Genomic DNA, 14,348 nt, shown 5'->3' with positions numbered 1-14,348 from the left:
CATCCAAGAAGGACCGCCCATGGCGCAGGTTCCGGCCACTCCGAAAAGTCACCGCGCAATGATGCGCCTGTCGGCAGCCCTGTTTGGCCACGCCGCCACGCAAGGGCGGGCCAAGGCCGAGAGCGAACGGGCGGCCTTGGCCTTGCGGGCCCTGCCCATGCCCACGGGGCGGCGCGAGACAGTGACCTTTCTTATCCCGCTTGTCGGCCCCGGTCCGGTCAAGGACTGGCAGGCGGTGACCGATCGTCTTCAGGCAACGCTGCTCAGCTTCCTTGCGCAGGACAATCCAAACTGGCGCGCCGTGATCTGCTGTCAGGAGCGCCCGCCTCTGCCGGACGACCCGCGCATCAGCTACCTGCCGTTTGACGATCCGACGCCGGGCAATGACAAGTGGCGCAAACTCGCGGCGCTTTGCGACCACCTGAGCCAAATGGAGCTGCCACTGGGTTACGTGATGAGTTTCGACGCGGATGACCTGCTGCGGCAAGGTGCCGTGTCCGAGATGCTGACCCGGCAGGCCCCCGGCGGCTATCTCGTGGAGAGCGGCTTTGTCATGGACCACGCCACGGGCGCATATGCGCTGGCGGGGCCGCGCAGCTTTGCCAAGCCGATGCGCAAACCTTTCTGGAAGCTCTGCGGCTCCTGCGCCGCCGTTGTGCACGATCCGTCACAGCCGGAAAGCGCTGCGTTCCTCAAGGCGATGACCGCGCATGAACACCGCATGTTCCCCTACCTCGCGGCACTGGCCACGCGCGCGCTCAGCCCGCTGGCGCGTCCGTCCGTGCTTTATGTGCTGAACCATGGGGAGAACTTCGGGGCGCGCCGTGGCCGCGTCGGCTTCAAGACCCGCTTTGTCGAACGGTTTCGCGTGACCGATGAGGCCACGCTGTCGGCCATCGCAGACGAGTTTCCGCCGGTGTAAGCGCCAAAAAGTCTTTCCAAGACTTTTCCGCGCCGCCGCAGGCGGCGCGCCGGTCGGCCCGCGCCAGCGGGCCGAAACCACTCAGGATGCGAGCTTCTGTTTGACCAATGCGCCGGTTGTGCCGAAGTCCATCTGCCCGGTGTACTTGGCTTTCAAGGCGCCCATGACCTTGCCCATGTCCCGCAGCGATTCCGCTCCGGTTTCCGCAATGGCCGCCGCAACCGCTTCGCCCACTTCCGTCTCGCTCAACGCGCGCGGCAGGAATTCCTCGATCACCTCGATCTCGCCAAGCTCGCGCTCCGCCAGATCCAGACGTCCGGTCTCTTCGTAAGTCTTGGCGCTTTCCTTGCGCTGCTTGACCATCTTGCCAAGGATCGCAAGCACTTCGGCCTCGCCGACGCCCTGTTCGTTGCCATCCCCCCGGGCCGCGATGTCCCGGTCCTTGATCGCCGCATTGATCAAGCGCAGCGTCGACAGGCGGTCCTTGGCCTTGTCTTTCATCGCCTGCTTGACCGCCTCGTTCACTTTGGCGCGCAATTCCATCAGCCTCACATCCCCTATTTCGGCACAAGTTCGGACACTATCGAATGCACCCGCCTGACGCAACTGCAACGCAATCACCTAACATACTGTTTTTGAAGGAAAACACAAATTTCACAGCCCCTTGACCCTCTGCTGCGCCCGCATTAGGTTCCGCGCAATTTGCCCCACATGACCGGAGTCGCTGCCATGTCCTCTGCGCCAAAACCGACCGCCTGCCTCGCGCTTGCCGACGGAACTCTTTTTTACGGCCAAGGCTTTGGCGCAACAGGCCAATGCACTGCCGAGCTGTGCTTCAACACGGCGATGACCGGCTATCAGGAAATCATGACGGACCCCTCTTACGCGGGCCAGATCGTGACCTTCACTTTCCCCCACATCGGCAACACCGGCGTCACGCCGGAGGACGACGAGACCGCCGATCCCGTGGCCGAGGGCATGGTTGTCAAATGGATGCCAACGCAGAGCTCCAACTGGCGCGCGGTTCAGGAACTCTCTGACTGGCTCGCCTCGCGCGGCCGGATCGCCATCGGCGGCGTCGACACGCGCCGACTGACCCGCGCCATCCGGGCGCAGGGTGCGCCGCATGTGGCCATGGCGCATGACCCGGAGGGCAACTTCGACATCGAGGCGCTCGTGGCCGCCGCGCGCGGGTTTTCCGGTCTCGAAGGGCTGGATCTGGCCAAGGAAGTCACCTGTTCGCAAAGCTACCGCTGGGACGAGATGCGGTGGGCCTGGCCCGACGGCTACAAGCCGCAAACCAATCCGCAGCACAAGGTTGTGGCCGTGGACTACGGCGCCAAGCGCAACATCCTGCGCTGCCTCGCCTCTGCCGGCTGTGACGTGACGGTTCTGCCCGCCACGGCAACCTTCGAGGATGTGATGGCGCACAAGCCCGATGGCGTGTTCCTCTCCAACGGTCCCGGCGATCCGGCAGCGACAGGCGCCTATGCGGTCCCGATGATCCAGAGCCTTCTGGACAAGACCGAACTGCCAGTCTTTGGCATCTGTCTTGGCCACCAGATGCTCGCGCTCGCGCTTGGTGCGAAAACGATCAAAATGAATCACGGCCACCACGGCGCGAACCATCCGGTTAAGGAAAATTCCTCCGGAAAAGTTGAGATCACGTCGATGAACCATGGCTTTGCCGTGGACAGTCAGAGCCTTCCCGAGGGCGTTGTCGAAACTCACATTTCTCTTTTTGATGGAAGTAACTGCGGAATTCGCATGGAAAATCGCCCGGTGTTCAGTGTTCAACACCACCCAGAGGCGAGTCCGGGGCCGCAAGACAGCTTCTATCTCTTCGAGCGTTTCGCTGCGTCAATGGCCGCTGCATAAAAGGTTAATTTAACAAAGTCTTAAGCCTTTTTGGTGTTGATGGGTGCATCGGGAGAGATGTGGCCCATGAGCACACAGAGCCATAGGACAGACGATCGCCTCGCGCAGGCAGACAACAACCGCGGCAAACCCTTGTCGCAGTTGATGATAGACGACGGCCGCGTTGCGCCGCGCACGATGGTGGGCGCGCTTGCGGAAGCCAAGCGCACCGGTCAGACGGTTGCCCATGTTCTGGAAGCGGAGGCGCTTGCCAGCCGCGAGGACATTCTGAGCGCGCAGGCGCAGACCTATGCCGCCATGATCGTGCGCCGGGAAACCACGCCGCCTGACCCGGCGCTGAGTACGCTGCTGCCCCCGGAATTCTGTCTGGCCCATGGCGTGTTGCCCTGGATGCGCGTGGGCGAGACACTGCTGCTGGCCACGGCGCGGCCGGACGCATTTGAGGCCCTGATGGACAAATTGCCGGGCGACATCGGCCCGGTGATGATGGGCCTGACGCTTGAGGCCGACATTCACGACGAAATTGCCGAGACCTACGGCGCGGCTCTGGCCGAACAGGCCGAATCCTGGCGTGCGCCCGAAGACAGCTGCCGCGACATGAACAGCGCGGATCGGCGCGGCATCGTGATCGCGGCGCTGGCCACCACCCTCTGCCTTGTCGGACTGGCCTTTGCCCCTGCCCTGTTTTTCGGCACCGCGCTATTGCTGGCGCTTGGCTCGCTGATCGTAACACAAGGCATGAAGCTGCTGGCGCTCTTGGCCCTGCCCCGGTCCAAAACCGCGCCAAAGCCGCCGAAACTGCCGTCCAACCCGCCATCGATTTCGATCCTTGTCCCCTTGTTCAAGGAAGAAGAAATCGCGCGGTCTCTGATCGCGCGCCTGACGCGCCTGACCTATCCCAAGGCCTTGCTGGACATTGTTCTGGTGCTGGAAGCGGAGGACAAACAGACCCATGAGGCGCTGGCCCGCACGACCTTACCGCCGTGGTGCCGCGTGATCGAAGTGCCCCCCGGCACCGTCACAACCAAACCCCGCGCCATGAACTACGCCCTGAAATACACGCGGGGTGACATCATCGGGGTCTATGACGCAGAGGATGCGCCCGCGCCCGACCAACTCACCCGCGTCGCTTCCCATTTCAGCCGGGCACCGCCGAACGTGGCCTGCCTGCAAGGTATTCTGGACTTCTACAACCCGCGCGCCAATTGGCTGTCGCGTTGTTTTGCTGTCGAATACGCCAGTTGGTTCCGCATTCTTCTGCCCGGTCTCGCGCGGATGGGACTGGCCGTGCCTCTGGGTGGCACGACGATCTTCTTTCGTCGCGAAGCGCTGGAAGCAGTTCAGGGCTGGGACGCCCATAACGTGACCGAAGATGCTGATCTCGGCTTTCGCCTCGCCCGCATGGGTTTTGTCACCGAACTGATCCCCACTGCCACCCGCGAGGAGGCGAACAACCGGTTCTGGCCCTGGATCAAGCAACGATCGCGTTGGCTCAAGGGCTACGGCATCACCTGGTGGGTTCATACAAGACGGCCGCGCAAGTTATGGCAGGAACTGGGGGCAAAACGGTTTGCCGGAATGCAGATCTTGTTGCTCGGCACGCTGATACAGTTCGCCCTCGCCCCGGTGCTCTGGTCGTTCTGGCTTGTGATGTTTGGCCTGCCGCACCCGCTGGACGGCTACCTGACCCGCGGCACAATCGTGGCCCTGACCGTGATTTTCCTGACCGCGGAAGCCATTTCCATCGTGATCGGCCTTGCCGCCGTGGCGCGCAGTCCGCATCGCGGTTTGACGCTCTGGGTGCCGACCCTCTTCGCCTATTTCCCGCTCGGGACAATTGCGCTCTACAAGGCTCTCTACGAGACCCTGTTCCGCCCGTTTTACTGGGACAAGACGCAGCACGGGCATTCCGCCCCGGACACGCCGGGGTCGGACGTGCCTACCGATCACTGACGGATCAGTTGTGGTTCAGCGAATCAAGCTTGAGCCGCGTCACGAAAGCCACCGAAATATGGTTCTTGAGCGCCGCGTATGCCGCGTCCTCATCCCGCTTCGAAATCGCGTCAACAATCGCCGCATGTTCCGCCAAGGCCACCTCGCCCCGACCATCCGCCGCGAGCGACGTGGTGGCCATGAGCGCCATGGAGCGATGCACAAGGTCCAGCTGCTGCACGAGGAATCGGTTGTGCGAGGCGAGATGGATCATCTTGTGAAACCGCCGGTTGGCCCGGCTGAGTGCGCTGGGATCATCCAGAAGCGCGCGATCTTCTTCGATCATGTCCGTCAGAACCTGGATTTCTTCCTCGGTTGCATGCCGCGCCGCAAGCCGCGCCGCCAGACCTTCAAGCTCGCAACGCACCGCGTAAAGCTCGGCCATCTGATTGTGATCGAGCGAGGCAACAATCAGCGAGCGCCCGTCCCGCGTGAGCAGGTTCTGGGTCTCAAGCCTTTGTAATGCCTCCCGAATTGGCGTTCTGGACACGCCGAAACGCTCCGCAAGCTCCGATTCCACCAGCCGATCGCCGGGGCGATAGACGCCACTGTCGATCGCCTCCAGTATCAGGGTGTAAGCGTCTTTTTGCGGCATGCGCGTATGCGCCATGTCTGTTCTCCCAATCTCGCGTCCGCGCAGCCTATCCCCATAGGTTTAGCGCAAGCAAGCGTCCCTTTGCCACAGGGGGCAGAAGCGCTTAGGGTCTGCCCCATGGCCAGATCGTTTTTCTCTCATGTCCGCGCGTGGGTCTTTGACCTCGACAATACGCTTTATCCGCCGGCGGTGCGCCTCTTCGATCAGATCGAAGTCAAGATGACGGATTTTGTCATGCGGGTCACCGGCGAAGATCGCCCCGAGGCCAACCGTCTTCGCAAGCATTACTGGGCCGCGCACGGCACCACGCTGGCGGGCCTCATGCGCGAGCACAAAATTGATCCCGATGCCTACCTCGAAGAGGTGCACGACATCCGCTTTGACGCGTTGACCCCGGATCCGCATCTCGCCGATCTGATCGCCGCCCTGCCCGGCCGCAAGATCGTCTATACCAATGGCAGCGCCCCTTATGCGGCGCAGGTTTTGCAGGCCCGCGGGTTGGATGCAGCGTTTGACGCGATCTATGGTGTGGAACATGCGGGCTATGCGCCGAAACCGGAGCGCGCCGCCTTTGAGACCGTGTTCAGACGCGATGGGCTCGATCCGGAAGAAGCGGCGATGTTCGAAGATGACACCCGCAATCTCGCCGCGCCGCATGCCATGGGGATGCGCACGGTGCACGTAGCGCCGGATCCTGCCCCGCACCCGCATATCCACCATCACACGGACGACTTGGCAGAATTCCTATCGCAGATTTCGCCTCGCACGTAACGCGCAACCCGGCATCCATGACAGCTTGACACATGCGACATTTCGCACGTGTTCGCACGCCCGAAAACCATTAAGTGTCTGCGCAAATCATCTTTGCAGGAGACACCTTATGTCCATGACCGACGCCCAGACCGCGCCCCAGAGCACAGCCACCGAGAAAACGAAAGGCTTCCTGTCCGGCGACATGGGCATCCTTCTGGTTGTCGTTCTGTTCGTGGCGCTGGTGGCCGTGATCACCGCAACCTTCGGCCTGCCCGGCCTCGCCATGTCCGGACTGGCCATGGTTCCGGTTGTCTATGCGGTGCTGCTTCTGCTCACCTTCGGCAAGTAAGCCGCATGGTCTTTTTGCTCCAAGCGCCCTAGATCAGGGGCAAGGAGAAAGACCATGGATCATGACATCGTCATTTCGGGCGGCGGCATTGCGGGATTGACCGCGGCCGCCGCTTTTGCATCCGCAGGGTTTGACGTGCTCTGCGTGGACCCCAGCCCGCCGGTGATGGACGGCGGCGCGGAGGGGGCGGATCTGCGGACAACCGCGTTCTTGCAGCCCGCGCAGACTTTCCTCAGAAACGCCGGGCTTTGGGAGCGGCTCGCACCCCATGCCATGCCACTTGAAGTCATGCGCATTGTCGACGCGGGCGGCGAGACGCCGGAACCGCGTGTTATCAAGGACTTCGAAAGCCAGGACATCTCGGACGAACCGTTTGGCTGGAACCTGCCCAACTGGCTGTTGCGCCGCGAAATGGTGGCCCGGCTGGCGGAGATGGACCGCGTTACCTTTCGCCCCGGCACCGCAACAACCTCGCTCTTCACCCGTGAAGGCGAGGCACGCGTTGGCCTGTCCGATGGCACCCGTGTGCGCTGCCGTCTGGTGATTGCCGCCGACGGGCGGGCCTCGCCGATGCGGCAGGCGGCCGGGATCGACGTCAAGACAACCCGCTTTGGTCAGAAGGCGCTCGCCTTTGCCGTCACCCATCCTATCCCGCACGGCAATGTCTCGACCGAGATTCACCGCACCGGCGGGCCATTCACGCTGGTGCCCCTGCCCGATCGTGACGGACGCCCCTGCTCCGCGATTGTCTGGATGGAGGAAGGGCCAAAGGCAGAGCGCCTCCTGGCGCTTGAGCCGGACCAGTTCGAGGCGGAAATGTCCGAACGGTCCTGCCATCTCTTCGGGCCTCTGAAACTCGCTTCGCGCCGGACCATCTGGCCGATCATCGCGCAGGAGGCCGAAGCGCTCTGCGGTCAACGGCTTGCGCTTGTGGCCGAGGCCGCGCATGTGGTGCCGCCCATCGGGGCGCAGGGGCTGAACATGTCACTGAAGGATATGGCGGCGCTGCTGGACCTCGCCGTGGCCGCGCCGGAGCGGCTGGGGGATGCCAAAATGCTCGACGCCTACAGCCGCAAACGCATGCCCGACATTCGCGCGCGCGTTGCCGGGATCACGCTTTTGAACAAGACGTCGATGCTGTCGAACCCGATGATGCGGGATGCGCGGGCCAAGGCCCTGGACGCGCTTTATACATTAAAGCCGGTGCGCAAAACCTTGATGCAATTGGGTTTGGGCGCCGGATAGCAAGAGACGGCCCCGGACCTGATCCGGGGCCTTATCGGGTTTTGCTGTTTACAGGACCTCGTCCGCCACGGTCTTGAGGCGGGACACGGTGCCGTCCACGTCATAGAGCTTGTCGAGACCAAAAAGGCCGATCCGGAAGGTCGAAAACCCGTCCGGTTCGTCACATTGCAGCGGCACACCCGCCGCGATCTGCATGTCCTTCGCCGCAAAGGCCCGGCCCGACTGGATCTCGGGGTCGGCGGTGTAGCTGACCACCACGCCGGGCGCGCCATACCCATCCGCAGCCACGGACTTTATCCCTTTGGCCGCAAACATCGCGCGCACTTTCTCGCCCAAAGCCCATTGCGCCGATTTCAACCGGGCAAAGCCATAAGCCTTGGTCTCCGCCATGGTGTCGCGGAACATCTTGAGCCCGTCCGTCGGCATTGTGGCGTGATAGGCATGACCACCGTTTTCATAGGCTGCCATGATCTGCTGCCACTTCTTCAGGTCGACAGCAAAACTGTCGCTTGTGGTCTCTTCCAGCCGCGCCATACCGCGTTCGGAGAGCATCACCAAACCGGCGCAAGGCGTTGAAGACCAACCTTTTTGCGGCGCCGAGATCAGCACGTCGACCCCTGTCGCCTGCATGTCCACCCAGATGCAGCCCGACGCGATGCAATCGAGCACCATCAGCGCCCCGACCGCATGCGCAGCCGCAGCCAAGCGGGTGATATAGGCGTCCGGCAGGATCACCCCGGCAGAGGTTTCCACATGCGGCGCAAAGACCACGGCCGGTTTGACCTCGGCGATCTTGGCCTCGACCTCTTCGATCGGCGCGGGCGCGAAAGGTGCGTCCTTGGCGTTGCCGGTCTGCCGCGCCTTCATCACCGTGGCGGATTTGGTCAGGTCAGCCGATTCGACAATCTGGCTCCAGCGATAAGAGAACCAGCCGTTGCGCACGACCAGCACATCTTCCCCACGCGCAAACTGCCGCGCGACGGCTTCCATCGCATAGGTGCCCCCGCCGGGGATCAGCGCCACGCCATCCGCGTGATACACCTCGCGCAGCATGGATGAAATATCGCGCATAACCCCCTGAAAATCTACGGACATATGGTTCAGGGAGCGGTCCGTAAAGACCACGGAAAACTCGTCCATTCCATTCGGATCAACAGTGTCAAGCAAAGCACCCATGGCGCGTCCTCCCAATTGGTTTGCCCTTGCCTAGCGCAGCCGGGGGGGCGCTGTCAGCCCGTAATGGCGCAAAACGGCAAATCGCAAGGATTTCTCAACCGGTCGCTGACATGCTGGGCCGTGACGAAATGATGATGAGGGCAGAATGCCTCTGATGTTCCGCGTGCTGCTGTTTGCCGTGCTCTGTCTTGTCGGCCTTACCGTGCCGCACCTTGGCCGGGCGGAGCCGATTGGCGTGTTCCTGCATGGGGGCGGCGGACGGCCACTTGTGGCCTTGGCTGAGCCTGCAAAAAGCGGTCCGGCCACGGCCAGCCTGTTTACCGGACAATCAGGCGGCAGTTTCTTTGCCCCTTTGCCGCCCCGTCCGCGCCCCGAGCCTGCGCGCGCGGTTGGCCCAATAGCCGCTCCTACGGTTGGCGGCACGCCCATCCAGCGTCTGCGTCACCTGATCGCCCAGGCCGAAGCCGGAGCCAAGGGCTATGACGCCGTGGTCTGGGCGGCGAAGATCAAACCGCCAAAGCGGCCCACCGCCATGACGGTGCAGGAGATCTACACCTGGATCAAGGCGACGCCGGGCCAGCATCATGCCATTGGCCGTTACCAGTTCATCCCGGCCACCCTGCGGCGGCTGGTCAAGAAACTGGGCGTCGATCCGTCCGAGCGGTTCTCGCCACAGCTGCAGGACAGGCTCGCCGATCAGTTGCTCGCCGAGGCGGGCCTGAGCGGCATGATGGCGGGCCGGATCTCGCGCCGCGATTTCATGAACAACATCGCCAAGATCTGGGCCGGGCTGCCAAATTCCACGGGCAAATCACATTATGCGGGTTATGCCGGGAACAAGGCGACGATGAGCTGGGCCCGCTTCGAGCGCGAGATGAAGGCGATTTTCCCGGAAGCGTGAAGCCTATAATGGCCCCGGTCGGCGTTCTTCACTGAGCAGGACATTGGCATCGATGTTCCCGACCCCCGGCAAGGTCAGCACCCGCCGCCGCAGCACCCGCTCGAAATCCGAAATGTCCCGCGCCACCACCCGCAGGCGGTAGTCATAGGCGCCGAGCACATGCTCCACCGTCTGCACCTCCGGGATCGCCGTCACCGCGCGTTCGAAATCCTCAAGGCTCACCTGCCCCTTCGCGGCGAGTTTCACCCCCAGAAACACTGTCACGCCAAACCCCAGCGCCGCCGCATCCACGTCGAGCCGCGCCGCGCGGAACACGCCCGCTTCGCGCAACCGTTTGATCCGCCGCCAGCAGGCCGGTTGCGACAGGCCCAACTGCCGCCCAAGTGCCCCAGCGCTTGTTGTCATATCCGCCGACAAGGCACGCACGATGGCACGGTCGGTATCGTCCAGAGCGATCATAGCGGCAGGCTTTCTTGCGTCTTGAGCTGGGCCACATGCATGAGCGCCTCGATGTCCGCGATATGCGGCAAGGTCAGAAGCCGCTCGCGATACAGCTGCTGGTAATGGCCCATATCGCGGGCAATCACCGACAGGCGCACATCCACCTGCCCCAGAAACGTCTGGATCTCCAGCACCTCCGGCACGTCTCTCGCCGCGTCCAGAAATTCGTCAAACGCCCGCGCCTGCGTCTTGTCCAGCGTCACGCGCAAAGACACCGCCACCTCGTACCCCAGCGCAGGCCAGTGAATGACCCCGCGCACCCCGCGCAGGATCCCCTTGTCGCGCAGCCGCTCCAGCCGCCGAGCCAGCGTCGAGGTCGTCACGCCAGCCCGCTCTGCAAGATCCGCCGAGGCCGATTCCGGATCGGACTGGTAGTAGCGCAGTATGCGCCGATCCGTGTCATCAAGCATGAAAAACCCGCCAATCCAAGAAATGGGGAATGATTTCTCATCTCTTTGGCAAAAACACTCGAAGAACGCAAACACTCTCGCCCTGCAAAGCCTAAAGTGCGCGTCAACCAAAATAACAAACGCAAAGAATGAAGGAAGGACCCGACATGCGCGTTTACTATGATCGCGATTGCGATGTGAACCTGATCAAGGACAAGAAAGTTGCCATCCTCGGCTATGGCTCCCAGGGCCACGCCCACGCGCTGAACCTGCGCGACTCCGGCGCGAAAAACGTCGTTGTTGCCCTGCGCGAAGGCTCCCCGTCCGCCAAGAAAGCCGAAGGCGAAGGCCTCGCGGTCATGGGCATCGCAGAAGCGGCGGCCTGGTGTGACGTGATCATGTTCACCATGCCCGACGAACTGCAGGCTGAAACCTACAAGAAATACGTGCATGACAACATCAAGCCGGGCGCAGCCATTGCTTTCGCCCACGGCCTGAACGTGCACTTCGGCCTGATCGAGCCGAAAGAAGGCGTTGACGTCATCATGATGGCGCCCAAAGGCCCGGGTCACACCGTGCGCGGCGAATACACCAAAGGCGGCGGCGTGCCCTGCCTCGTGGCTGTTGACACCGACGCCACCGGCAAAGCGCTGGAAATCGGTCTGTCCTACTGCTCCGCCATCGGTGGCGGCCGCTCGGGCATCATCGAAACCAACTTCCGTGAAGAATGCGAAACCGACCTCTTCGGTGAGCAGGCGGTTCTCTGCGGTGGCCTCGTCGAGCTGATCCGCTGCGGCTTTGAGACGCTGGTCGAAGCCGGGTACGCACCGGAAATGGCCTATTTCGAATGCCTGCACGAAGTGAAGCTGATCGTGGACCTGATCTACGAAGGCGGCATCGCGAACATGGATTACTCCATCTCCAACACCGCCGAGTATGGCCAGTACGTCACCGGTCCGCGTATCCTCAAGTACGACGAGACGAAGGCCCGGATGAAAGAGGTTCTGACCGACATTCAGGAAGGCAAGTTTGTGCGTGACTTCATGCTCGAAAACGCCGTCGGCCAGCCGACCATCAAGGCATCGCGTCGTCACAACGACGAGCACCAGATCGAAGCCACCGGCGCGAAACTGCGCGGCATGATGCCGTGGATTTCCGCAGGCAAAATGGTCGACAAGTCCAAGAACTGATACCAAATCTTTGTGGATTTGATAGAGACTGGAGACGGCGCAGCAATGCGCCGTCTTTTCTTTGAGGGATTTGAGCGCGCATGTCGCTGGAGATCATACCGGCCGGACCGGATGTTCAGGACGAAATTCTCGCTGCCGCGAAAGAGACCTTCCGGATTCACCGGGCGGCGACAACCGGCGGGAAAGAGCGATTCGAGGACTCGGATTTGCAGGTCTTCCTGATGGACGCTCTGACGGGCAGCGCGCGCCACCGGGTCTTTGCGGCGCGCTCTGACGCGGCTTTTGCCGGTTACATGCTTCTGACCGCGCCCGAGGACGGCAGCACCATTGCCTTCGTCAACGACATCTGGGTCGACCCGCAGCACCGCGGCAAAGGCATCGCGCCTGCGCTTCTGACCGAAGCCATCGCCGCGCAGGACGCGGACGGCTGGCCCTATCTCGCGGCGACAATCGCCGATTGGAACCTTGCCTCCCGCGGCGCGTTCCGCAAGTCCGGTTTTCTGGAATGGCGCGAGCACGGGTTCACCGATGTGGACAAACCGATCCACATCATGATCCACCCCGGCAAAGGACTTGGCATGCCAAACGCAGGCCAGCGCAAGCCATGGATCTATTGGGCCTGCGGCGCGGCTCTGCTTGTCACCGCATTGGCGTTTGTGAGCCTTTAAGGCTTTACCGTCTGCCCCGGTTTTGGATTCCAACGCGAATCATGTAGCCTTACGCGGTGACTATTCGACTCGCGTACAATTTTTGCGCGTATTTTGCTTTGGAGATTGATATGAAAATTACCACCCTGGCCGCTGCTGCGGCCCTTTTTGCCACGCAAGCCTCTGCGGTAGTTGTCGGCGGCGCGATCACCGGAGGCGCGGCCCTGACCAACGGCGGCTCTTTCCTGGAGTTGAGCGGCGGCGGCTTCAGCGTCGGCAACGACACCTTCAACAACTACAACCTCTACGCCTTCAACGAAGACCAGAACATCGTTATTCCCTCCGAGATTTCCGTTGATATCGGCACCAACCCTCTCGCCGGGCAAACAGTGGCGAGCCACTACGTGTTTTTCGACCCGCCGGGAACAGCGACACGGCAGGCCTTGGGCTGGGTCGAGTTTGACGCAGAGATCTACGGCGTGGCGACCTCGACGGTAAACCTCGCGGCCTCCGACTTCCTGATCAATAACAGCGTGACTTACCTAAACCCAAGCCTGCGCGGGCTCGAATCGGTGGATTCCGTCTGGTTCACCTCCGGCGAGCCAAACCGTCTCTACATTGATCTGCGCGCCGGAAGCCCCGGCGATTACGTCCGTGTTTTCACAATGGAATCCCCGACCGCCGCCGCAGTGCCAATTCCCGCGAGCGGGCTGCTGTTGCTTGGCGCTTTGGGACTGGGATCCGTGCTGCGCCGCAGAGACAAAACCCGCTGACCGCCGCTTGCGAAGGGCGGCGTTTGCCGATACGCCGCTCTTATGCAAACACCTGAGATCACGCCCAAAAGCTGGGCCATGGTGCTGGCGCTCGGGCTGGTCTGGGGCGCCACCTTCATGTTCATCGACATCGCGCTGGAGGGGATCACCCCCTACTGGCTCGCCGCCGGGCGCATCGGGTTTGCAACCGTGTTGACCGTGGCTGTCTGGCTGTGGATGGGTGGCCGTCTCTTCCTGACCGAGGAACGCGCCTGGGGCGCGATGCTGAACGTCGGCCTGCTGTCCACCGCCGTGCCTTTCATGCTGCTGTCCTGGGGGTTGCAATATGTCACCTCGGGTTTTGCCGGGGTCTCCATGGCGACCGTTGCGCTGATGGTGCTGCCGCTGGCGCATTTCCTCGTCCCCGGAGAACAGATGACCCTGCGGCGGTTGATCGGCTTTCTCATCGGTTTTGTCGGGGTCGCGGTGCTCATCGGCCCGGAGGCGCTGGCCCCGAGCGGCAGCGCATTGGAACCCTTTGGGCGGCTCGCCTGTGTCGCGGCAGCGAGTTGTTACGCGATCAGTTCCGTCACCATGCGGCGCATGCCTGCGGTGGATCCCATTGGCCTGTCGGCGGTGCCTTTGATCATCGGCAGCGCCCTGGTCATTCCCGTGGCCTTTGTCATGGAAGGCCCGCCGCCCCTACCGGACAGGGACACTTTGATCGTGGTCGCGGTTCTCGGACTTTTGCCAACCGCCGGGGCGAACCTGCTGCGCGTTCTGGTGATCCGCAGCGCCGGGCCCGTGTTCATGAGCCTGACAAATTACCAGGTGCCGCTCTGGTCGGTCTTCCTTGGCGTGCTTGTGCTGGGTGAGCCGCTGCGGGCGAGCCTTCTCGTCGCCCTCGTGCTGATCCTCGCAGGCGTTTTCCTGAGCCAATGGGGGGCGCTCAAACGGCTGTTCGGGCGGTGAACTTCCAAACGTTCCGCTCACCACGGGCGCGGAATCAAGGCCGCAGGCCGCCGCGCCTATCGACGGGCCGTCCCCGCGGCACGGCG

The 14,348-nt window shown here is 62.5% G+C and carries 16 protein-coding genes; 11 read left to right on the top strand and 5 right to left on the bottom strand.

From position 1 onward, the window contains the following. Positions 1-19: 19 nt before the first annotated feature. Positions 20-922: a hypothetical protein gene (locus E4662_RS08840; protein ID WP_136441180.1), complete on the top strand. Its 903-nt coding sequence runs from the start codon at positions 20-22 to the stop codon at positions 920-922. A gap of 81 nt (positions 923-1,003) precedes the next feature. Here E4662_RS08840 and E4662_RS08835 read toward each other — a convergent pair whose 3' ends face one another. Then, positions 1,004-1,465 (bottom strand): GatB/YqeY domain-containing protein, encoded by a 462-nt coding sequence (locus E4662_RS08835; protein WP_136441179.1) that lies wholly within the window; start codon positions 1,463-1,465, stop codon positions 1,004-1,006. 186 nt (positions 1,466-1,651) lie between these two features. On the opposite strand from E4662_RS08835, the gene carA reads away from it, so the two are divergent. Both carA and E4662_RS08825 read left to right on the top strand, forming a co-directional pair. Further along, a complete protein-coding gene (carA, locus tag E4662_RS08830) occupies positions 1,652-2,800 on the top strand; it encodes a glutamine-hydrolyzing carbamoyl-phosphate synthase small subunit (RefSeq protein ID WP_136441654.1) in 1,149 nt (382 codons plus the stop codon). A 66-nt stretch (positions 2,801-2,866) separates the two neighbouring features. Next, on the top strand, positions 2,867-4,753 hold the full coding sequence (locus E4662_RS08825; RefSeq protein ID WP_240705154.1) for a glycosyltransferase family 2 protein: 1,887 nt from the start codon (positions 2,867-2,869) through the stop codon (positions 4,751-4,753). A gap of 4 nt (positions 4,754-4,757) precedes the next feature. On the opposite strand, the gene E4662_RS08820 is transcribed toward E4662_RS08825, so the two are convergent. Continuing rightward, the gene (locus E4662_RS08820; protein ID WP_136441178.1) at positions 4,758-5,402 is read right to left on the bottom strand and encodes a GntR family transcriptional regulator; all 645 of its coding nucleotides are present in this window, start codon (positions 5,400-5,402) and stop codon (positions 4,758-4,760) included. Positions 5,403-5,504: 102 nt separating this feature from the next. On the opposite strand from E4662_RS08820, the gene E4662_RS08815 reads away from it, so the two are divergent. From E4662_RS08815 to E4662_RS08805, 3 genes are all read left to right on the top strand, one after another. Next, a complete protein-coding gene (locus tag E4662_RS08815) occupies positions 5,505-6,158 on the top strand; it encodes a pyrimidine 5'-nucleotidase (protein WP_338113501.1) in 654 nt (217 codons plus the stop codon). A gap of 109 nt (positions 6,159-6,267) precedes the next feature. Beyond that, a complete protein-coding gene (locus E4662_RS08810) occupies positions 6,268-6,489 on the top strand; it encodes a hypothetical protein (RefSeq protein WP_136441176.1) in 222 nt (73 codons plus the stop codon). A gap of 54 nt (positions 6,490-6,543) precedes the next feature. Continuing rightward, a complete protein-coding gene (locus E4662_RS08805) occupies positions 6,544-7,734 on the top strand; it encodes a UbiH/UbiF family hydroxylase (RefSeq protein WP_136441175.1) in 1,191 nt (396 codons plus the stop codon). A 48-nt stretch (positions 7,735-7,782) separates the two neighbouring features. Here E4662_RS08805 and E4662_RS08800 read toward each other — a convergent pair whose 3' ends face one another. Continuing rightward, positions 7,783-8,910 carry an aminotransferase class V-fold PLP-dependent enzyme gene (locus E4662_RS08800; RefSeq protein ID WP_136441174.1) on the bottom strand — a complete coding sequence of 376 codons (1,128 nt, stop codon included), beginning with the start codon at positions 8,908-8,910 and terminating at the stop codon, positions 7,783-7,785. A 145-nt stretch (positions 8,911-9,055) separates the two neighbouring features. Here E4662_RS08800 and E4662_RS08795 point away from each other — a divergent pair, with 145 nt between their 5' ends. Next, positions 9,056-9,811 (top strand): lysozyme family protein, encoded by a 756-nt coding sequence (locus E4662_RS08795; RefSeq protein ID WP_136441173.1) that lies wholly within the window; start codon positions 9,056-9,058, stop codon positions 9,809-9,811. Between the two features lie 3 nt (positions 9,812-9,814). Here E4662_RS08795 and E4662_RS08790 read toward each other — a convergent pair whose 3' ends face one another. Both E4662_RS08790 and E4662_RS08785 read right to left on the bottom strand, forming a co-directional pair. Continuing rightward, on the bottom strand, positions 9,815-10,270 hold the full coding sequence (locus tag E4662_RS08790) for an Lrp/AsnC family transcriptional regulator (RefSeq protein ID WP_136441172.1): 456 nt from the start codon (positions 10,268-10,270) through the stop codon (positions 9,815-9,817). Further along, the gene (locus E4662_RS08785) at positions 10,267-10,722 is read right to left on the bottom strand and encodes an Lrp/AsnC family transcriptional regulator (RefSeq protein ID WP_136441171.1); all 456 of its coding nucleotides are present in this window, start codon (positions 10,720-10,722) and stop codon (positions 10,267-10,269) included. Before E4662_RS08785 ends, E4662_RS08790 begins: the two co-directional genes overlap by 4 nt. 146 nt (positions 10,723-10,868) lie before the next feature. Here E4662_RS08785 and ilvC point away from each other — a divergent pair, with 146 nt between their 5' ends. The 4 genes from ilvC to E4662_RS08765 all read left to right on the top strand — a co-directional run bounded on the left by ilvC (position 10,869) and on the right by E4662_RS08765 (position 14,262). Further along, positions 10,869-11,891, top strand: coding sequence for a ketol-acid reductoisomerase (gene ilvC / locus E4662_RS08780; RefSeq protein WP_136441170.1), 1,023 nt, complete (start codon positions 10,869-10,871; stop codon positions 11,889-11,891). 80 nt (positions 11,892-11,971) lie between these two features. After that, positions 11,972-12,559, top strand: a complete 588-nt coding sequence (locus E4662_RS08775) for a GNAT family N-acetyltransferase (protein WP_136441169.1) — start codon at positions 11,972-11,974, stop codon at positions 12,557-12,559. A gap of 110 nt (positions 12,560-12,669) precedes the next feature. Continuing rightward, a complete protein-coding gene (locus tag E4662_RS08770; RefSeq protein ID WP_136441168.1) occupies positions 12,670-13,311 on the top strand; it encodes a hypothetical protein in 642 nt (213 codons plus the stop codon). A 42-nt stretch (positions 13,312-13,353) separates the two neighbouring features. Continuing rightward, positions 13,354-14,262 carry a DMT family transporter gene (locus tag E4662_RS08765; RefSeq protein ID WP_240705153.1) on the top strand — a complete coding sequence of 303 codons (909 nt, stop codon included), beginning with the start codon at positions 13,354-13,356 and terminating at the stop codon, positions 14,260-14,262. Positions 14,263-14,348: the final 86 nt, after the last annotated feature.

The sequence above is a fragment of the Pacificoceanicola onchidii genome (assembly GCF_004804335.1).
In the GTDB taxonomy this organism is placed as follows: domain Bacteria; phylum Pseudomonadota; class Alphaproteobacteria; order Rhodobacterales; family Rhodobacteraceae; genus Pacificoceanicola; species Pacificoceanicola onchidii.
The sequence above is the reverse complement of the archived record's forward strand: the minus strand, read 5'-3'. Positions and strand labels throughout refer to the sequence as shown.